Source organism: Desulfuromonas sp. (genome assembly GCF_002868845.1).
Lineage (GTDB): Bacteria > Desulfobacterota > Desulfuromonadia > Desulfuromonadales > BM501 > BM501.
This window is the reverse complement of sequence record NZ_PKUB01000038.1, coordinates 79,123-98,615: the sequence shown is the minus strand read 5'-3', so window position 1 is coordinate 98,615 and position 19,493 is coordinate 79,123. Positions and strand designations below refer to the sequence as shown.

19 protein-coding genes are annotated in these 19,493 nt (G+C 61.2%); 5 read left to right on the top strand and 14 right to left on the bottom strand.

Translation table 11 applies throughout. The annotated features are described in order from the left end of the window. The first annotated feature begins 228 nt into the window (after positions 1-228). The 5 genes from dusB (at position 229) to C0617_RS11275 (ending at position 4,516) form a co-directional block, all read left to right on the top strand. Entirely contained in the window at positions 229-1,209 is a 981-nt protein-coding gene (dusB, locus tag C0617_RS11295; RefSeq protein WP_291317126.1) for a tRNA dihydrouridine synthase DusB, read from the top strand. Next, positions 1,206-2,348 (top strand): ATP-binding protein, encoded by a 1,143-nt coding sequence (locus C0617_RS11290; RefSeq protein ID WP_291317125.1) that lies wholly within the window; start codon positions 1,206-1,208, stop codon positions 2,346-2,348. The genes dusB and C0617_RS11290 overlap by 4 nt, the downstream gene beginning before the upstream one ends. Before the next feature lie 24 nt (positions 2,349-2,372). Continuing rightward, complete coding sequence (locus tag C0617_RS11285) at positions 2,373-3,806, top strand: sigma-54 dependent transcriptional regulator (RefSeq protein WP_291317124.1); 1,434 nt, start codon at positions 2,373-2,375, stop codon at positions 3,804-3,806. Between the two features lie 209 nt (positions 3,807-4,015). After that, positions 4,016-4,144: a hypothetical protein gene (locus tag C0617_RS11280; RefSeq protein ID WP_291317123.1), complete on the top strand. Its 129-nt coding sequence runs from the start codon at positions 4,016-4,018 to the stop codon at positions 4,142-4,144. A gap of 123 nt (positions 4,145-4,267) precedes the next feature. Beyond that, positions 4,268-4,516, top strand: coding sequence for a hypothetical protein (locus C0617_RS11275; RefSeq protein WP_291317122.1), 249 nt, complete (start codon positions 4,268-4,270; stop codon positions 4,514-4,516). Positions 4,517-4,790: 274 nt separating this feature from the next. On the opposite strand, the gene C0617_RS11270 is transcribed toward C0617_RS11275, so the two are convergent. The 14 genes from C0617_RS11270 to C0617_RS11205 all read right to left on the bottom strand — a co-directional run bounded on the left by C0617_RS11270 (position 4,791) and on the right by C0617_RS11205 (position 19,448). Next, entirely contained in the window at positions 4,791-5,303 is a 513-nt protein-coding gene (locus tag C0617_RS11270; protein WP_291317121.1) for a hypothetical protein, read from the bottom strand. A 639-nt stretch (positions 5,304-5,942) separates the two neighbouring features. After that, positions 5,943-7,922: a (Fe-S)-binding protein gene (locus C0617_RS11265; protein ID WP_291317120.1), complete on the bottom strand. Its 1,980-nt coding sequence runs from the start codon at positions 7,920-7,922 to the stop codon at positions 5,943-5,945. A 36-nt stretch (positions 7,923-7,958) separates the two neighbouring features. After that, a complete protein-coding gene (locus C0617_RS11260; RefSeq protein WP_291317119.1) occupies positions 7,959-9,305 on the bottom strand; it encodes an FAD-binding protein in 1,347 nt (448 codons plus the stop codon). Positions 9,306-9,331: 26 nt separating this feature from the next. After that, on the bottom strand, positions 9,332-10,144 hold the full coding sequence (locus C0617_RS11255) for an electron transfer flavoprotein subunit beta/FixA family protein (RefSeq protein WP_291317118.1): 813 nt from the start codon (positions 10,142-10,144) through the stop codon (positions 9,332-9,334). 412 nt (positions 10,145-10,556) lie between these two features. After that, complete coding sequence (locus C0617_RS11250; RefSeq protein ID WP_291317117.1) at positions 10,557-11,027, bottom strand: hypothetical protein; 471 nt, start codon at positions 11,025-11,027, stop codon at positions 10,557-10,559. Positions 11,028-11,333: 306 nt separating this feature from the next. Beyond that, the gene (gene dnaB / locus C0617_RS11245; RefSeq protein WP_291317116.1) at positions 11,334-12,704 is read right to left on the bottom strand and encodes a replicative DNA helicase; all 1,371 of its coding nucleotides are present in this window, start codon (positions 12,702-12,704) and stop codon (positions 11,334-11,336) included. Between the two features lie 66 nt (positions 12,705-12,770). Next, positions 12,771-13,220 carry a 50S ribosomal protein L9 gene (gene rplI, locus C0617_RS11240; RefSeq protein ID WP_291317115.1) on the bottom strand — a complete coding sequence of 150 codons (450 nt, stop codon included), beginning with the start codon at positions 13,218-13,220 and terminating at the stop codon, positions 12,771-12,773. A gap of 20 nt (positions 13,221-13,240) precedes the next feature. Continuing rightward, a complete protein-coding gene (locus tag C0617_RS11235) occupies positions 13,241-14,167 on the bottom strand; it encodes a DUF2232 domain-containing protein (protein ID WP_291317114.1) in 927 nt (308 codons plus the stop codon). Positions 14,168-14,220: 53 nt separating this feature from the next. Next, positions 14,221-14,499 (bottom strand): 30S ribosomal protein S18, encoded by a 279-nt coding sequence (gene rpsR / locus C0617_RS11230; RefSeq protein ID WP_291317113.1) that lies wholly within the window; start codon positions 14,497-14,499, stop codon positions 14,221-14,223. Between the two features lie 34 nt (positions 14,500-14,533). Then, positions 14,534-14,902: a 30S ribosomal protein S6 gene (gene rpsF, locus C0617_RS11225; protein WP_291317112.1), complete on the bottom strand. Its 369-nt coding sequence runs from the start codon at positions 14,900-14,902 to the stop codon at positions 14,534-14,536. A gap of 123 nt (positions 14,903-15,025) precedes the next feature. After that, positions 15,026-16,120 (bottom strand): redox-regulated ATPase YchF, encoded by a 1,095-nt coding sequence (ychF, locus tag C0617_RS11220; RefSeq protein ID WP_291317111.1) that lies wholly within the window; start codon positions 16,118-16,120, stop codon positions 15,026-15,028. An 82-nt stretch (positions 16,121-16,202) separates the two neighbouring features. Continuing rightward, positions 16,203-18,218 carry a sodium-translocating pyrophosphatase gene (locus C0617_RS11215; RefSeq protein WP_291317110.1) on the bottom strand — a complete coding sequence of 672 codons (2,016 nt, stop codon included), beginning with the start codon at positions 18,216-18,218 and terminating at the stop codon, positions 16,203-16,205. 25 nt (positions 18,219-18,243) lie between these two features. Beyond that, positions 18,244-18,819: an aminoacyl-tRNA hydrolase gene (gene pth / locus C0617_RS11210; protein WP_291317109.1), complete on the bottom strand. Its 576-nt coding sequence runs from the start codon at positions 18,817-18,819 to the stop codon at positions 18,244-18,246. Positions 18,820-18,830: 11 nt separating this feature from the next. Continuing rightward, a complete protein-coding gene (locus C0617_RS11205) occupies positions 18,831-19,448 on the bottom strand; it encodes a 50S ribosomal protein L25/general stress protein Ctc (protein ID WP_291317108.1) in 618 nt (205 codons plus the stop codon). Between the last annotated feature and the right edge of the window lie 45 nt (positions 19,449-19,493).

Sequence of the window (19,493 nt, the reverse complement as noted above, 5' to 3'; positions counted from 1 at the left end):
TCTAACAAAACGGGGGAAAAAGTCAAGTATTATTTTGTATACAGTATTCATCCAAAGGCCCTTATTTCCTTTTGCTTCTCGCCCTGCCCCATGCTAAAATGCGCAAAATTTATGCAACCCTGCCTCGAGTCATCGAAACCCGCTGGCGCCCCTTCGCTGCCACACATCACGGCTCGGGCAGTCCCGACTCCCGCCGGGACAGGACAATTGATTCCCCGGAAAATTCCGATGCGCATCGCCAATCTGACCATAGACAACAACGTGATCCTCGCCCCCATGGCGGGAATCACCGACCTGCCCTACCGCCGGCTCATGAAAGGGTTCGGAGCGGGCCTGGTCTTCACCGAGATGGTGAGCGCCAACGGCCTGATTCGGGCCGGCCGTCGCACCCGGGAACTGCTGCGTTCCCGGCCCGGCGAACGCCCCCTCGGCATCCAACTGTTCGGGGAGGACCCCGAAGTGCTCGCAGAGGCGGCCCAGCAGGTCAACGCCGACGGCGAACTGCTCGACCTGAACCTGGGATGCCCGGTCCCCAAAGTCGTGCGCAACGGCGCGGGCAGCGCCCTGCTGCGCGATCCCGTCAAGGCCGGCAAGGTCGTGGCGGCAGTGCGACGCGCCACAGACCTACCGCTGACGGTGAAGATCCGCTCCGGGTGGGACCACCAATCGGTCAACTTCCTCGAGGTCGGCCGCATCGCCGCCTCCGAGGGGGCCGACGCGGTCACCCTCCACCCGCGCACCCGCAGCCAGGGTTTCAGCGGGCAGGCCGACTGGGAGCACATCCGCCGCCTCAAAGAAACTCTGGCGGTCCCCGTGATCGGCAGCGGCGACATCTTCAACGCCGAAGACGCCCTGGCGATGCTTCGGCAGACGGGCTGCGACGCAGTTATGGTCGGCCGGGGCGCTTACGGCAACCCCTGGCTTATCCGGGACATCCTGGCCCTGCAAAGGGGCCTGAAGCCGGCGCCTCCCTCCCCGCCGGAACGGCTGCAGGCCGCCCTGCTGCACCTGAACCTCTTCCTGGAATCCTTCGACAGCAAAAAAGCGGTGCTGGACATGCGCAAACACCTGGCCTGGTACTCCCGCGGCCTGCCCGGAGCCACGGCCTTCCGCACCCTGATCAACCGACTGCAGACCGTCGAGGAGGTTCGTCAGGCCATGGAGGATTTCTTCTCCGGCGCGACCCCGCTGGCGGAGGAGCATCCGTGAAAAAAACCAGCATTGCCCCAGACCCCCAGGTCTACATCCGAGTCCTGGAAAGCCTCGATCGCGGAGTGGTGGCCATCGGCAGGGACGGGCGCATCGCCCTGTTCAACCCGGCGGCACAGTCGTACACGGGCCTCTCTGAGCGCCAGTGCCTCGAACGTCCCTACGAGGAGTTGTTCATCGGCCAGGAGGCCCTGCTCTACCTTGTCCGAACCGCCATCCGGGAGGGCCGCTCCATTTCCGGCCACGAGGACCTCCTGCTGAACCGCCCCGCCGCCCCGCCCCTGCCGGTGAACATCTCGGTTTCGCCGATTTTCACCGCCGAGGGCGAACAGGAAGGGGCGGTCCTGATCATTCGCGATCTGTCCCGGGTGCGGGAACTGGAATCCGCGGTGCGGCGAGCCGACCGCCTCTCCATGCTCGGGACCCTTGCGGCCGGTCTGGCCCACGAGATAAAAAACCCCCTCGGGGGCATCAAGGGTGCCGCCCAGCTTCTGGCCATGGAACTACCCGGACAAAGCGCTCTGCAGGAATACACCGAGGTGATGATCAAGGAGGTGGAGCGGGTCAACGGCATTATCGAGGAGCTTATGGATCTGGCCCGTCCGCGCCCTCCCGAGTGGACCGAAGTCAACCTGGCAAAAATCCTCGACGACATCGTCCTTTTCCAGCGAGAGGCCCACCGAGGCAAGGAGATCAGATTCCAGCTCAACCTGGATCCGAGCATTCCGCCCATCCACGGAGACGAGAACCTGCTCACCCGGCTCTTTCTCAACCTCATCAAGAACGCCGCCGATGCCATCGAGCAGAAGGGCGTGGTCGAGATCGTCACCAAGGTCGCCTCGGAACTCCATTTCAATCACCCGGGGGGACGCCCCGTTCCCCTTATCGTGGTGCAGGTCCGCGACACCGGGCGAGGGATACCGGCCGAGGAAATCGACCAGATCTTCACCCCCTTCTATACCTCCAAAACCAAGGGGAGCGGCCTGGGGCTGGCCACCTGCCAGAAAATCGTCAGCGAGCACCGCGGATTTCTCAAGGTCGAAAGTTCCCCGGGAAGGGGAACGGTTTTCGCCGTCTCCCTCCCCTTCCTGCGCCCCGGGTCGACCCCGGCCAAAAGCGCCGGGAAGACCAATACCTGAGCAAAAGGAAAGGCACACCCGAACATGTCCATTCGACGCATCTTGGTAGCAGACGACGAAGAGAGCATCCGCTGGGTCCTCTCCAAGGCCCTTTCGAAAAAAGGGTTCACCGTGGACCTGGCATCCAACGGCAACGAAGCCCTCGCCCTCTCCCGCCAGCACTCCTACGACCTGGCTGTGCTCGACATCAAGATGCCGGGCCTGACCGGGCTGGAACTCCTATCGCGCCTGCGCGAGGAGCGGCCCGACGTCCTCGTCGTCATCATGACCGCCGAATCCTCCATGAAGAACGCCGTGGAGGCAATGAAGCGGGGTGCCTACGACTACATCACCAAGCCCTTCGACCTGGACGCCCTCGATGCCATCATCCTCAAGGCCCAGCAGGCCTCGGAGATCACCCACGAGGTGCACCGCCTCAAGGATGAACTCAAAGAACACTACCAGCTCGACAGGACCATTATCGGCAAGAGCCAGCCGATGCAGGAGGTCTACAAGGTGCTCGGCAAGGTGGCCCCCTCTGACGTCACCGTCCTCATCACCGGCGAGAGCGGCACCGGCAAGGAACTGGTCGCCCGCGCCATCCACTTCAACAGCCCGCGCCTCGGCAAACCCTTTCTGGCCTTGAACTGCGCTGCCATCCCCCGGGAGCTTCTCGAGAGCGAACTGTTCGGCTACGAAAAAGGGGCCTTTACCGGTGCCACCGACCGCAAGGCCGGCAAGTTCGAGCACGCCAACGGCGGCACCCTGTTCCTGGACGAAATCGGCGACATGCCCCTGGAGCTTCAGGCCAAACTCCTTCGGGTCCTGCAGGAGAGAGAGATCACCCGCACGGGCGGGTCGAACACCATCGCCGTGGACGTGCGCATCGTCGCTGCCACCAACCAGGACCTCAAGGAGAAGGTGCGGGCCAAGGAGTTCCGGGAGGATCTTTTCTACCGCCTCAACGTTGTCCCCATCAACCTGCCCCCCCTCAGGGAGCGTCGTGAAGACATCCCCCTGCTGACGGAATTTTTCGTCCAGCGATCCCACGAGGAGTTGAAAGTCCCCGTCCAGGGGTGCACCGAGGATGCCATGGCCATGCTGAAGGCCTTTGAGTGGCCGGGCAATGTGCGAGAGCTTGAAAACGCCATTCAGCGCGCCGCCCTCCTGTCTCCGGACCAGCTGCTGACTCCGGGCGATTTTCCCGGCCTGATCGAGGAAGGGGCCCGGGAGGAGGGTGAGGATTCCCTGGAGGCTTTGATCGCCAGGAAGCTGAGCAGTTCCCTGGCCAAGATGGACGTGCAGGAACTGGACAATCTCTACGAGATCGTCCTGCACCAGATGGAGCGCCCCCTGATCAACATCATCCTGGAGAAGACCCGGGCCAACCAGGTTCGCGCCGCCGAGATTCTCGGCATCAACCGCAACACCTTGCGCAAAAAGATCCAGACCCTGGGCATCGAGGTCAAGAAGGACTGATTCCCGGCGGCACAACCGGTGTTCAAATGCACAGTCCCGCCTTGTCCCTTCGGCCCTCCATTGATACGGCGATCCACGTACCCCGGGAGGTCCGGGGGGGCTATGGTAGGAGCCGTAGACGGGACATTCTCGGGGCCTCCCCTGAGCCCCTGCATTTCCACCGGTCACGCCCGAAGTTCAAACATTCTATTCCCAAAGGCGGGTAGAGCATGCCAGAATCAAAATCCAGACGGAACCCAACCAGGGAACGCAGTTTCCTCGACTACCTCCTCTATGCCATGGCCGGAAGCGTCGTTGTCGCCCTCAGCTTCTCGGTCCTGCTCTGGCTGAGATTCTAGACAGCCCCATTGGGCGGACTGCAGCCGCCTTCCCTTTCCGCCGAACCCGCCGCCCCCTCCTTGCCTTGACCGAAAGCCCGATTATACTTGACCCCGGAGATCACCGAACCGGAGGAATCAATCATGATCGAGCCAACCCGTTCCCGTCGTGCCCCCCTGAGCGCCTTTCTGTTCGGGTGCCTCTTCCTGCTTCTCGGCGTCGCGCCCGGCTGCGCCCCCAAGGCCGAAAAGCACCCGACCTGGGACCCCATCGCATCCACCTGCCCCCACTGCTCCCTGCTGGAAGCCAAACCGGCCAGGGCCAGCCCCTGCGCCAACTGCACCCTGCGCCCCACGCCAAGCACAGAGAACCTGGAAGATCTTTTCCACTAGGCCCGCCCGAAACCTGCAGCACTGCTAAAAGCGAGAGGCCCCCGCGAACTGGTTCGCGGGGGCCTCTTTTATGCCTTCCCCCTTGGCATCAGGGAGAAATATCCTTAAAAGGCAGCCCACCCTGCCCGTATTATTGCGCCAAGACTTTCTTGTGGGTGATCTGAAGACAAGATGTCGGGAGAGGAAAGAAGGGGAGGGAATCGAGGGTTTTAATTTCACGCAGAGACGGCGGGCCCGGCATTTTTCCCAGGCCCGCCGCCTGACACATCAGAAGCTACTCGAAGCTGTCGCGGGACGGGATGCCAGGCAGAAAGCCGTTGTTGTACGCATCCAAGCACAAGTAGATATTCTCACCGTGGCTGAACTGCCACATTTCGCTATTGGCCCGGACATCCGTACCCACACCGTAAGCGGCGAGCCAAAGATTCGCTTGTTCGATAGGACGGCACTCCCCATTGGGCCAACATTGTGTTTCTGTGAGCGGCGGGCAATCAGGAGGAGAAGGAGGAGGAGGACAGTTGTTTTGAACATTCAGCATGGCAGCTACCACCGCAGGAAACAAGGTTAAGGACTTATCCCCTTTGACAGGTAGTTTCATAATGTCAATAGCCTCATTGACAGTATACGTTACACCTCCTACTGTGATATTCATAACTCCCCAGGCCTCAGGATGATTCTTCCAATAGCCCGGCGAACCTGTGCCGCACTCTTCCGCTGTCGCGGTTGTGATTCCAGCAAAAGTAAGTCCAAACAGTGCAATCATGGCCAAGACAAAAAGTTTCTTCATAAAACTCTCCTTCCCTGAACTTAGTTTACCCACAGTTCAAAAGCTCCAATGACCCTGAGACCCAAAACTCTCTTATTGCGTGGAAGCACCAAATACTTAGGCCCACCTCCTTTCGTCATCGTTTTTGATCGATAGACCACCAATATTAACTTCCAGACGACCATGGCCCAAGACATTGTTCTCTTACTCAAAGGGAAAGCAGTAACCCTTGAAAGGTTTACATTATCCTAATAATTAGACAGAGTTTGTCAATCTGCTCCTTTGCATTTTTTGACCGCCCCCTGAAATTCCACCATTTTTCTGCATCAGCATCAACCTTTGGCTTAATTTAAACCAATATCAAAGTCGGTTAAATTTAATCTACTCCAAAGGAAACTTCCCGTGCCATAAACAGACACCATTCCAGCTTTATCACGCTGCACGCTCTTATTAAAGGATTGCTGCCAGGGTAATATCTTAAAGAAAAGGAGGCCGAGGCCTGCAAGTGGGATAGATTCAAGCAATCAGCGTAAAAGATGCATACGATGGCCCTGAAAAAGCAACTCGAAGCTGGTCGATCTAAACACGTCAAGCCCCGGGAAGAGAAGATCCTCCCGGGGCTTGACGTGTTTCAATTAAGGATAGCGACTCGAGCGATCGTTACTCCAGCGCCTCGGCCACCACCTCGGCGACGTCCTTGACCCGCACGTTTTCGGCCCCCTCGTCCTTGAGTCCGTCCTCCAGCATGGTCATGCAATAGGGGCACGCCACGCAGACCGTGTCGGGCTGCTCCTGCAGAGCTTCCTTGACCCGCTCCAGGTTGATGCGGGTTCCGGTCAGCTCCTCCATCCACATGCGACCGCCCCCGGCGCCGCAGCAAAAGCCTTTCTCGCTGTTCCGGACGAACTCGCCGGGCTCCTTGCCGGTGGCCGCCGTCAGGGCCTCGCGCGGAGCGGCATAGGTGTCGTTGTGGCGCCCAAGGTAGCAGGAGTCGTGGAAGAGCAGCTTGCCCTGGGGGGCGGTCCCCTCAAGACGCAGCCGGCCGTCAGCGAGCAGGCTCTGGATCAATTCGCTGTGGTGCACCACTTCGACCTCCAGGCCGTACTGACGATAATCGTTCTTCAGGGTGCTGAAGCAGTGGGGACACTGGGTGATGATCTTCTTCACCCCCCGCTTCTGAAACAGCGTCACGTTCTGCTCGGCCAGACGGTCAAAAACATACTCATTGCCGAGCCGCCGCAGGCTGTCGCCGCAACACAGTTCATCCTTGCCGAGAATCCCCCAGGAGATCCCGGCGGCATCGAGGATCATGGCCACCGCGGCGGTGACATGCTTGCTGCGGTTGTCAAAGGCACCGGCGCAGCCTACGAAAAAAAGGTACTCTGTCTGGCCGGACTCGAAGGGGCGCTCGCCGAATGGGTCGCACCACTTGGCACGCTCGCCAGGGGCGATCCCCCAGGGATTGGAGCGCTGCTCGGTGTTCTCGAAGAGGTTGAGAAGTTCCTCCGGAAACCGGGCCTGCTCCTGGACGAGATAGCGGCGCATCTTGACGATCTTGGGCATCTGCTCGATGAGGACCGGGCACGCCTCAAGGCACGCCCCGCAGGTCGTGCAGTCCCAGATCGCCTCCTCGCTTGCAGCGCCCTCGACCTCCCCTTCGACGATAAGCGGCTTGCGGGGGGCCCCCGGAACTTTCAGGGCTGCGCCGTTATCCATCAGGTTGACCTTGATGTTGTGGACGATGCGACGGGGGTTGAGAGCCTTGCCGGTGTTGTGCGCCGGACACAGGTCCTGGCAACGGCCGCACTCGGTGCAGGTCAGGCTGTCCAGAAGGTCCTTCCAGGAGAGGCGCTCGACCTCGCCGGCACCGAAGCGCTCCCCCTTCTCGAAAGTCTCCCGGGGCTGGGTGTTCGGTTTTCCCAGGGTCGTCAGGTAGGTGTTGGGAATGGCGGTGAGGATGTGCATGTGCTTGCTGCGCGGCAGCAGGTTCATGAAAACGAGAAGGACGATGGCATGCACCCACCAGGCGGCGACCGCCACACCTTCCAGAGAGGCCGCCGAAAGCCCGGCGAGGGAGTTGCCGGTCAGGGCGGAGAGCGGCCGCCACGGCTCGGGGCCGTGCAGGGCGATGAGCGCCCCGTGCAGAACAAAGAAGGCGATCATGAGGACGGCGATCATCCCGAGAATCAGCAGCCCCTCGCCGCTACGGGGGGAAGTGTAGTCGGTTCCGAGGTAGTCGGGGGGGAAAAAGAGGCGCCGAGCGAGGGCCACGCCGACGCAGACCAGGGCGAGAAGTGAGACCGCGTCGAAGATGAAGCCAAGGCCGTGGTGCAGGGGGGTCGGGAGCTGGGCGAGGGTCAGGGCGGGGTGAAGCCCCTCGAGGAGGAACTCGCCATTGGCTCCGAGCAGGAAGAGAAAGGCCCAGAAAAGCACGAAATGATTCACTCCGAAGGGGCGCGCGAGCACCCGCTTCTGCCCAAAGGCGTAGGTTAACATCGCGGCGAGGCGCTCTCCGGGCCGGTCGAAGCGGTCCTCGGGCTGGCCGAGGGCGACCAGTTGCAGGCGCCGGTAGCAGCTGTAGCAGAAGAAGAGGATCGCGAAGAGAAAGATGGGGACGAAGAGCGTATGGTTGATCGGCATGTCAGACCTCGTTGCGTTTCATGTCAGGGGAGGCGTTCAAACGGCGGCCCGGGCAGCACCGGCCTTGCCGCGCTGCTGCTTCAGTTCACGGATGCGGCGGGTCAGCGCCGGCACGACCTGGAAGAGGTCGCCGACGATGCCGTAGGTGGCCACCTCGAAGATCGGCGCCTCCGGGTCGCGGTTGATGGCGATCACCACGTCCGAGTCCTGCATCCCGACCTTGTGCTGGATCGCCCCACTGATGCCGCAGGCGATGTAGATCTGGGGCCGCACTGTCTTGCCGGTCTGGCCGACCTGCCGGTTGTGCGCCATCCATCCGGCATCGACCGCGCTGCGCGAGGCGCCTACGATGGCGCCGAGCTCATCGGCCAACTCCCGAAGGATGGCGAAATTCTCCCCGTTCATCAGCCCCCGGCCCCCGGAGACGATGATCTCGGCCCCGGCAATATCGACCTGGTCCTTGCCGTCCTTGTCGCTGATCACCTCCAGGACCTTGACCAGGATATCCTCCTCGCGGGGAGCGAAATCCTCCCGGACGATCGTGCCCTCACGCCCTTCGCGCCTCTCGGGCATCGCCATGACATGCGGACGGACAGTTGCCATCTGCGGGCGGAAGCGATCGCACATGATGGTCGCCATGATGTTGCCGCCGAAAGCCGGCCGCGTCTGGGCGAGGTTGCCGTGCTCGTCGATGGCAAGCCCGGTGCAGTCGGCGGTCAGACCGGTCTTGACGACGGTCGCCACAGCCCCGGCGAGGTCGCGCCCCTGGCCGGTCGCGCCCATGAGGATGATCTCGGGCCGGTGCTTTTCGACGAGGTGGACGAGGGCCTCGGTAAAGGGCTCGGTGCGGTAGTTGGCATAGACCGGGGCGTCGAGAAGGTAGACCTTGTCCGCCCCGTGGGCGAAGGCCTCGGCGCAGAGGTGCTCCACGTCCTGGCCGATCACGACCGCGGCGAGTTCGACGCCGATGGCGTCGGCCAACTCGCGACCGCTGCCGAGCAGTTCCCAAGAAACCTTGGCCGTCTCTCCGGCGTATTGCTCGACGATGACCCAGACTCCCTTGTAGCGCGCGAGCATCTCCCGCCTCTGGCGCTCCTCGTCGTCGACCTCCTCCTCCGCGGAGCCGTGCTGCGCCTCCCACTGGCGGAGGAGTTCCTGTTCCTCGGGGGTGTAAAACATCTCCAGGGCCTCGGCCGGGCAAACCTTGATGCACTTGACGCAACCGATGCACTTTTCAGGGATGATCTCGGGCTCGCCGGCTGCGTTCATGCAAATGCCGTCGACGGGGCAGACTGACAGACAGCGCTCGCCGCAGGCGATGCAGCGCCCCTCGATGAGCCGGGCCTTGCCGCGGGGCTTTTTCAGTTTCTTCTTCTCTTCCATATCCATATCCCTTTGGAAACCGGGCCCTAAAGGGCCAGCAGGTCCTTGCTCAGAAGCTTGTCGATCAACAGTTGCGCCGTCCCCTCCGGGTCGTTCGCCCCGTCGCCGATAATCTCGCCCTGATCGCGCTCTGGGGAAAAAATCTTGCTCACCCATGTCGGCGAGCCCTTCAGACCGACCGTTTCGGGATCGAGTTGCAGGACGCCGTTGTCCCAGGTCTTCACATCGACATCCCGGGCGGTCAGGCGCATCGGCACGGTCGGGTACCGGGGGCGGTTCAGTTCCCGAACGACGGTGATCATCACCGGCAAGGGCGCCTCGACGACCTCGTGGCGCCCTTCGAGCTTGCGCCGCACCCGAATGGTCTTCTTCTCCAGATCGAGTTTCTCGATACGATCGACGAGGGTCAACTGGTGCAGCCCGAGACGCGAAGCGATGCCCGGGCCGACTTGGGCCGTGTCACCGTCGATCGTCTGCTTGCCGCAGAAGACAATGCCGAGGTCCTCCTCTGCCGCGAGGCGCTCGATAGCGGCGGAGAGAACCTTGCTCGTGGCGAGGGTATCCGCTCCACCGAAACAGCGATCGGAGAGGAGGATCGCCTCGTTCACCCCGAGGGCGCAGGCCTTGCGCAGGGTCGCCTCTGTATTGGGAGGGCCCATGGAAAGGGCGACCGACCGCAGGCCGAAGCGGTCCTGCAGGGCGAGGCTCTCCTCCAGGGCATGGGTGTCGTAAGGGTTGACGATAAAGGGGATTCCTTCCCGGATCAGGGTATTGGTTTCGGGGTCGATCTGAACCTGTGTGGTGTCGGGAACCTGCTTGATACAGGCAATGGCAAGCATAGGCATTCCTTCGTTTAAGGGCGGCGGCCGAAGGGGACGACCTGACAACGGACATTTAGTGACGAAATATTAAGCAATTTCTCAATTTTTTTCCACAAAAAAAGCCCCCGGGATAACAATCCCGCGGGCCGCCTCGCCCAAATCGGATTCACGCCGTCGTGTCCGATCTGTTTACATTTTGGTAGATTAGCAGGTTTCGTGCCGGTTCGGGGAGGCCCTATCGACCCCCCTTTCCCAACGGTTTCCCGGTCCATTGTGTTCCTCTCAACCCCGTGACTCGGACAATATTTGCCCACCATATAGGCACAATGTGATGAATCTTTAAACACACCATGCGGGCCACTGCCCCGAGAGGCTCCCCGTCCGAAAAAAGAAGGGCAGGCCAAGCCCGCAGACCTTCGAAAGGCGAAGCTCAGTCAAAAAAACCCCGGCGGCTGAAGAGACGAAGATCACGGTTGCTTTTGATTTCCGAATGCAGGCAGCCGATTCGTTGGCAAATCCCGATGCAATTGCCGAAGTCAACCTTGGGGGAGGAGAAAAACGCGACGAGGTCGGCCCCGCAGACGCACTCGTTGTAGACCGGCAACGGCTCGGAGCATGTGGGGCAGCAGATCTCGACGATCTCCCCGGCCTCACCCTCGAAATTGAAAAAGGACCGCCCCGTGTCGCCGATGAGGGGACTCAGGCAGAGGAGCCCCTCCTGCCGGCTGTTGCGCAACGTGATGGTAATCCCGTTGAACCCGTCGAAGGTCGCCAGGTCACTGGTGAGGTTGTGGCCATTGGCGCAGTAGCAATCGGTCACCAGGGTCAGCTCCTGACCCTCTTCCTTGGGCTTGTCGACACGTTTGCCCGCCCTGTTGTCCTTGCGACTAAAGACCCCCATGAGACACCCCCTTTTCGCCGGCCCTTTCAGGACCCGGCAACATCCCCACGACCCCTTGTCTGGGCCAGTCCTCTTTCGCCCCGGCAGACCTTCTCGGCATACCGGGCAGACTGAAACCCTGTCAACATTCTACTGGGGATCACCAGGTACACAACCCACCCGGGCCGCCGCAAGTCAAGTCAGTGAGCGAACCCCTGTTTCACAGATTTGCACATTATCCGATGCTTTTCAAACAAAAAGCCCCGCGGAAAAATCCACAGGGCCCTGGAGGGCGGCGGCATACACCACTCTGGCAAATCGCTTTCTCTAGAAATTATCTTCGCGGCGGGACTGGTTCTCGAAGCGAGTAAATTCGCCGCGAAAGGTCAGGTTTACGGTGCCGATGGGGCCGTTACGCTGTTTGCCGACGACGATCTCGGCGTCCTTTTCATGCCCCTTGTCGCATGAACCGTCCCGTTTTTTGCAGACCTCGCAGTAGACCGACTCGCGGTAAACAAACATGATGACGTCGGCGTCCTGTTCGATGGCGCCGGACTCACGCAGATCGGCCATGATCGGCCTTTTGTCGGTTCGATTCTCCAGGGAACGGTTGAGCTGAGAGAGAGCCACCACGGGGACACTCAACTCTTTGGCGAGGGCCTTGAGGGAACGGGAGATCTCGGATATCTCCTGCTGCCGGCTCTCGGGATTGCTGCCCTGCATCAACTGCAGGGAATCGACCACGATCAGGCCGAGGTTCTTTTCAGCCTTCAGCCGCCTCGATTTGGCACGGACCTCAAGGACCGAGATCGCGGGAGTGTCGTCGATGTAGATCGGCGCCTCGGAGAGAATGCCTGCTCCGTTGGTGAGCTTGGGCCAGTCAGAATCCCCGAGGTGCCCGGTGCGCAGACGACTGGCATCGACTCGGGAGACGGAGCAGAGCATGCGCTGCACCAGCTGCTCCTTCCCCATCTCCAAGGAGAAGACGAGCGTGGGCACCGGCGTCTCGGGATGAACCGCGGCATACTCCACCAGGTTGAGACAGAATGCGGTCTTGCCCATGGAGGGACGGCCGGCGAGGATCACCAGATCGCCAGGCTGGAGCCCGGCGGTCATGTGGTCCAGGTCGGTAAACCCGGTAGGCACCCCCGTCACCAACTCCTTGCGGTCAAAGAGCTTTTCGATGGTCTTGAAGGTGTCCTTGAGGATCTCTTTGGTGGAAAAGTAGGAGGGCCGGGTACGCATCCCGGTGATGTCGAAAATTGACTTCTCGGCCCAGTCGAGGGTCTGTTCGACCTCGCCGCCGCCGTAACCGCGCGAAGCGATCTCTGTGGCGACATTGATCAGGCGCCTGGAGACGGCCTTTTCCTTGACCATCTTGCAGTAGTAGACGATGTTGGCGGCGGTCGGAACGAAATCGACGAGGGTGGCCAGGTAGGTACTGCCGCCGACGGCCTCCAGCTCCCCCTGGCCCTTGAGGGCGGAGGTCAGAGTCACCAGATCGGCAGGCTCCCCCTTATCGGACAGCTCGATGAGGGCGGAGAAGATCTTGCGATGGCCTTCCCGGTAGAAATCCTCGGGACGCAGAATCTCAAGCGCCTTGTTGAGGGCCTCATTCTCCAGGAGAACCCCGCCAAGAACGGACATCTCCCCTTCAAGATTCTGGGGAGGCAGGCGGTGAGAGGGTGCTTCGATCATAGATTACATAACTGCTTTAATCGCTAACGATCGGGGAGCGGCGATTCCGCTCCCCGATCGAAGAGATTACTCTTCTGAGGCAACCACGGAAACCTTTATCGAGGCGGTCACCCCGGCATCGAGTTTGACCTCGACCTGGTGGTCGCCGAGGGTCTTGATCGCCTCGTCAAGCTGGATCTTCTTGCGGTCGATTTCGATGCCAGCTTCTGCGAGCTTGGAGGCGATCTCCATGGAAGTCACGGAGCCGAACAGTTTCCCCTCCTCGCCTGCACGATGGGCAAAGACACAGGTAGCCGCCTCGACCCGGCCCTTGAGAACCTCAGCGGCCTGCGTCACCCTTTGCAGCTTGCGCTCCATCTGGCGTTTCTGGTGCTCCATTTCCTTGAGATTGCGGGAATCGGCCGCTACGGCAAAGCCACGGGGAACCAGATAGTTGCGGGCGTAGCCCGGCTTGACTTTGACCTGGTCACCGATGTTTCCCAGGCCGTCCACGTTTTCGGTCAGAATGATATCCATTGATCTCCTCCACAAAAGATCTAGGTATTCCTGATACGGGGTTTCCGGAAATCAACCCACAGATCAAACACACCAAGCCCGGTAACAATCAAGGGCAGTGGGTTAAGTATTGCGATCAGCACATACCCCATGGCCCTGAGGGCCGGGGAAATGCCTTTCTTACGAAAGAAATAAGTTACGATCGCCAGTCCCTGCAGAAAATATATCGGCAGAAGAACGACCAGCACGTTCAGGGCGACATGTCCCGCCAGTCCGTCGCCAAAGGCGACGCCTAAACCGGCCGCGATAAGTGGCCAGACGAGAACCTCGGACGCCTTCCACCGAGCGAAGTCTGGGCCCGCCAGGACATATCTCCCCCTAGCGAACGCCGAGAGAAACAGGACCATGAGAAAAAGCAGACCGCCCGTCACCACCACAACCAAGCCGGGGTAGGCAACAAGCAGCAACTCGGCCATGCGCTGAGCCACTTCGGTCAGCTCCTGAATCTGGGCCTCGGGCAGATCGGCAGCCTCGTAGATAGCCAGAGCCCTGTCGACCTCCCCCTGCACATACTGGCTGGCCAGTTCGGAGACCGGGAGACCGCGCGATGCGGCATAACCTCCCACCGTCAGGGCAACAACACCGACCACCACCGCCAGGGTGGCGACCACCGCCCGATCCCATGACCAGCCCCTGCGCAACAAAGCGGGGAGCACCAAGGAGGCAAGACCGAACTGCAGCAGGTATGCCGTTGCCCCTGCGGCCTCGCCAAGGGCGAAGAGCGCCCCCGTTGTCAGCGCCACGACTCCGGCGCCGATCGCAGGACCGCCCCGCAACAGGGCGTAGGCAGCCGGCAGAGGGACAGACAGATTGACAAAGATCCCGGCGGGTCCGAGGCCCGCGGCGGCCCATTGCAGCAACAGGGTCAGGACTATCCCGACAACCAGGAAGCCAGACTGTTGCCGCACAGGAGCCTTTGACGACTGAACAGAGGAAGCGTCCACCGAGTACAGTTCTGCCCCTAGTCGACGGCGTGGCTGGCGGTGAAGGGCAGCAGCGCAATATTGCGCGCCCGCTTGATCGCTTCACAGACCTTGCGCTGGTGTTCGGCGCAGTTGCCGGAGATCCGGCGAGGGATAATCTTGCCCCGCTCGGAAACGAAGTAGCGCAGGTTCCTGATTTCCTTGTAGTCGATCTTCATCGTCTTGTCGGCACAGAAGCGGCAGCCCTTGCGACGGGTGAAACGGCGACGCTGGGGAGCACCACCCGATCTTCCAGCAGGTTTTCTTTGAAAAGCCATGGTGAATATCCTCCGTGAAAATGGTCGATTCGGTCTACGCGGTCTCTGCGGGAGTCTCTGCGGGAGTCTCTGCGGGAGTCTCTGCGGGAGTCTCTGCGGGAGCTACCACTTCGAAGCCCTGCTCGAGAAGCACGGTCTGGAACTTCATGATGCTCTCGTCCAGACGCAGCCGGCGCTCAAATTCGCCGATAATCTGCGGCTCGCCATCGAAGATCACCAGGACATAGCTGCCCCGGGTCTGCTTCTTGACCGGGTAGGCCAGCTTGCGGGTTCCCCATTCATCGACCTTGAGAACCTCGGCCCCCTGCTCGGTCAGGACCCCCTTGAACTTCTCGATCACGCCCGCGTACTCATCGCCGACCTTTTCAGGGTGGACAATGAAAATCGCTTCGTAGGTACGCATTGTCTTTCTCCTCTCGGGTTTTTAGCCCCGGAACAATCCGGAGCAAGGAGCGGGCCCTAGGCCCCGTCCAAATGAATTACACTTTTTAGCACGATTCACATTCAAATTCAATCGATTTTCCTGTCAGACGTTGAACCGGAAGTGCATGACGTCACCGTCACGGACCACGTAGTCCTTGCCCTCCAGGCGCATCAGACCCTTTTCCTTGGCAGCCGCCTCCCCTCCGACCCGGACAAAGTCCTCGTAACCGATGACATCGGCCCGAATGAACCCTTTTTCGAAATCGGTATGGATTACCCCGGCGGCCGCCGGAGCTTTGGCCCCGAGAGGAACGGTCCAGGCCCGCACCTCCTTGACCCCGGCCGTAAAGTAGGTGATCAGGCCGAGAAGGTGGTAGCCGGCATGGACCATCCGGTCCAGCCCGCTGGCTGAAAGGCCGAGCTCTGCCAAAAACTCCCCCTTTTCCTCGGCGGGAAGTTCGGCGACTTCCGCTTCGATCTTGCCGCAGATCACGACGATTTCGGAACCTTCCGCGGCGGCATGCTCCTTCAACAAGCCAACGAAGGGATGCTGGCCTTCGAGATCGTCCTCGGAGACATTGCCCACGTACAGAACCGGCTTGGAGGTGATCAGATGCAGGTCATCCAGGACCCGGCGCTCCTCGTCTGCAAGTTGGGCCGAGCGGGCGGGGCGCCCTTCGTTCAGACACTCGCGGACCTTGAGCAGCACCTCCACCTCAGCCTTCAGCTTCTTGTCGCCGCTTCGGGCCTGCTTTTCGGAACGGCTGATGCGCTTTTCCACCGTCTCCAGGTCGGACAGGTTCAACTCGGTCTGAATCACCTCCACGTCGCGCAGAGGATCGACCGAGCCGTCGACATGCACCACGTTGTCGTCCTCAAAGCAACGGACGATATGGGCGATGGCGTCGACCTGACGGATGTGGCCGAGAAACTGGTTGCCCAGCCCCTCTCCACGGCTCGCCCCCTTGACCAGCCCGGCAATGTCAACGAATTCCATGGTCGTGGGGAGGACCTGCTGAGGGTTGACGATCTCGGCCAGCGTGTCAAGGCGATTGTCGGGAACAGCGACCACCCCCACGTTCGGCTCGATGGTGCAAAAGGGGTAGTTGGCCGATTCAGCCCCCGCGGAGGTGATGGCGTTGAAGATGGTCGACTTGCCCACATTGGGCAACCCGACGATCCCGCATTTGAAACCCATAGGTCCTACTCTCTTGAAAAATGCGATAGCCGGGGACCAGCCCCGGCTATCACGTTCAGGTTGATTCAGCGGTATTTAAAACTCAGACCAGCAGAGGGGCGATGACCAGGGACACAACGCTCATCAGCTTGATGAGGATGTTCATGGCCGGGCCGGAGGTATCCTTGAAGGGGTCGCCGACGGTGTCGCCGATGACGGCCGCCGCGTGGGCGTCGCCACCCTTCTTCTCCCCGTCCAGTTGACCGCTTTCAATGTACTTCTTAGCGTTGTCCCAGGCGCCGCCGCCGTTGGACATCATCAGGGCCAGCAGAACACCGGCCAGGGTCGCGCCGGCAAGCATGCCGCCAATGGCCTCTTTGCCGAGCACGAAGCCAATCAGGACGGGGGCAATCACGGCGACCATGCCGGGCAGCACCATCTCCCGCAGGGCGGCGCGAGCAGAGATATCGACACACTTCTCCGGCTCGGGCTTGACCCCCGGCTTGCCTTCGAGAAGACCGGGAATTTCCCGGAACTGCCGACGGATCTCGTCGACCATTTTGCCGGCGGCGCGGCCGACGCTGGTCATGGTCAGGGCGCCGATGAAAAAGGGCAGAGCTCCACCGATCAGCAGACCGATGACGACCATCGGGTTGATCAGGTTGATCACCTCGAGCTTGACCGTCGTGGCGTAGGCGGAGAAGAGGGCCAGGGCGGTCAGCGCCGCGGAACCGATGGCGAAACCTTTGCCGATGGCGGCGGTGGTGTTGCCGATGGCGTCGAGGCCGTCGGTGATTTTGCGCACGTCGGGGCCGAGTCCGGCCATCTCGGAGATGCCGCCGGCGTTGTCGGCGATGGGGCCGTAGGCGTCGACGGTCATGGTGACCCCGACGGTGGCGAGCATGCCTACCGCGGCGATGCCGATGCCGTAGAGGCCGGCGCAGTAGTTGGCGACGAAGATGCCGACGCAGATGATCAGGATCGGCAGAGCGGTGGACTCGAGGCCGACCGCCAGGCCGTGAATGATGTTCGTGGCGGGGCCGGTTTTGCTCGCCTCGGCGATGCGGGCCACCGGGGAGTGTGCGGTATAGTACTCGGTAACCTGACCGATTGCGATGCCGGCGAGGGTTCCGGCGAGAATCGCCCAGAAGACACCGGTGTTGATACCGAGCGTCTGGATAACGAAGAAGGCCGCGACCAGGAAGCCGCCGGCGGCGACGAAGGTGGTGTAGTGAAGAGCCTTGGCAGGATCGAGCCCCTTGAGGACCTTCATCGAACCGATGCCGACAAAAGAGAAGAGCAGGCCAACAATGGCCAGAGCCAAAGGCAGCAGCATGGCGTTCGACTGAATATCGGTACCGGAGCCGAGCTTAGCCAGGAGTTCGGGGCCGGCGGCTGCGGCGATGGCGATGGTCGCGATGATCGAGCCGACGTAGGACTCGAAGATGTCGGCGCCCATTCCGGCGGTATCGCCGACGCAGTCGCCGACGTTATCCGCGATAACCCCGGGGTTGCGGGGGTCGTCTTCGGGAATGCCGGCCTCGACCTTGCCGACAAGGTCGGCGCCGACGTCGGCAGCCTTGGTGTAGATCCCGCCGCCGACACGGGCAAAGAGAGCGATGGACGAAGCGCCCATGGCGAAGCCGTTGATGTATTTGGAGGTCTCAGGGTCGCCGCCGAAAAAGATGTAGGCGACACCAACCCCGACCAGGCCGAGGGAGGCAACGGCAAGGCCCATAACGGCGCCGCCATTAAAGGAAACCTCGAGGGCCTTGGCCTGACCGGACTGGCGGGCCGCCTCGGCGGTCCGCACGTTGGCCCGGGTCGCGGCCTTCATGCCGATAAAGCCGCAGGTCATGGAGCAGATCGCCCCGCCGAGGAACGCGAAAGCGGTCTCAAAGCTCATCCCTATGGCGATGAGGAAGAACACCAGTACGATGAAGATGGCGAGCACCCGGTACTCACGGCCGAGAAACGCCATGGCGCCGGCGTGAATCTGCTCGGAAATGTCTTTCATCTTCTCGTCGCCAACAGGTTGAGCCTTGACCAGGTTGTACATCACGATCGCGATGACGAACCCGACGGCGCCCAGAATCGGTGCGAACATCTGCAGTTCCATTAGCCTTTTTCCCCCTCTTTTCCTTTTAAATGTCGATCGCGCGGTTGTTGAATTCGTTCATCGCCTTCTGGGGGCCCAGGGCAACAATCGCCTCAACAGCTTCCACCGCAAGTTCCAGAACCTTCTCCAAAACCTTCCTCTCCGCAGCCGAAAAGGGATTCAGCACAAAACCGGCCACATCCCCTCCCCCCGCGGGTCGTCCTACCCCCAGTTTGACCCGGACGAATTCTCCGGTGCCCAGCACTTCGCGGATACAGCGAATGCCGTTGTGCCCCCCGTGCCCCCCACCGACTTTGATCCGGAGGGTGCCGAAGGGCAGGTCGATATCGTCGTGCAACACAACCAAATCCCCCGGAGAGATTCCGAGGGATTTGCACATGGAGCCGACGCTGGACCCGCTTCGGTTCATGTAGGTCTGAGGCAGGAGGATAGTGGTTTCCTCCCCGCAGGCCCGGCCGAAACCATAGACGCCCTGGTGGCCCTGTTTCTTCAGGGCGATACCGGAGCGCCCAGCGAGCAGCTCTGCCGCCATGAAACCGATGTTGTGCCGGGTTCCGGCATATTTTGGCCCGGGGTTTCCCAGGCCGGCAACCAGTTTCAAGGAATCCTCGCCTAGACCTCTTCTTCGCCCTCTTCGCCCTCTTCACCCTCTTCGCCCTCTTCCTCTTCGGCCTTGTGGCCGGTGAGGGTGATGACGGTGAAGTTCACATCGTGAGGCGCCTCGACCCCTTCGGGCAACTGAAGCTCATCAACATGGACGACGTCTCCGATGGTCATAGCGGCTACATCGACCTCGATGGAACTGGGGATTGCGGTCGGCAGACAGACCACCTCGATCTCCTTGCGGATGACCTGGAGGCTGCCGCCGAGCTTTTCACCTTCGGACTTGCCCACCGCCTGGACCGGCACCATGACATTCACCTTCTTGTTGACGTCAATGGCCTGGAAGTCGGCGTGATGGGTATCCCGCCTGATCGGGTCGACCTGCATGTCCTTAAGGATGACAACCTGGCCGTCGAAAGCCCCCTCACCCTTGAGGGTGATCAGGGTGTTCCATCCGGCCTCGGTGGCAATCGCCTGGGAAAGGGCCTTCGGGTCCACGGTCAGGGGGCAGGGTTCCATCCCCTTGCCGTATACAACGGCCGGGACCAATCCCTGGCGACGCAGACTGCGAGCGGCCCCCTTGCCGACCTCGTCTCGCGAGACGACTTTCAGTTCTGTCTGAGCCATATATCTATTCCTCCATTCTCGGGGTGACTGGGCAGTGCCGGACCC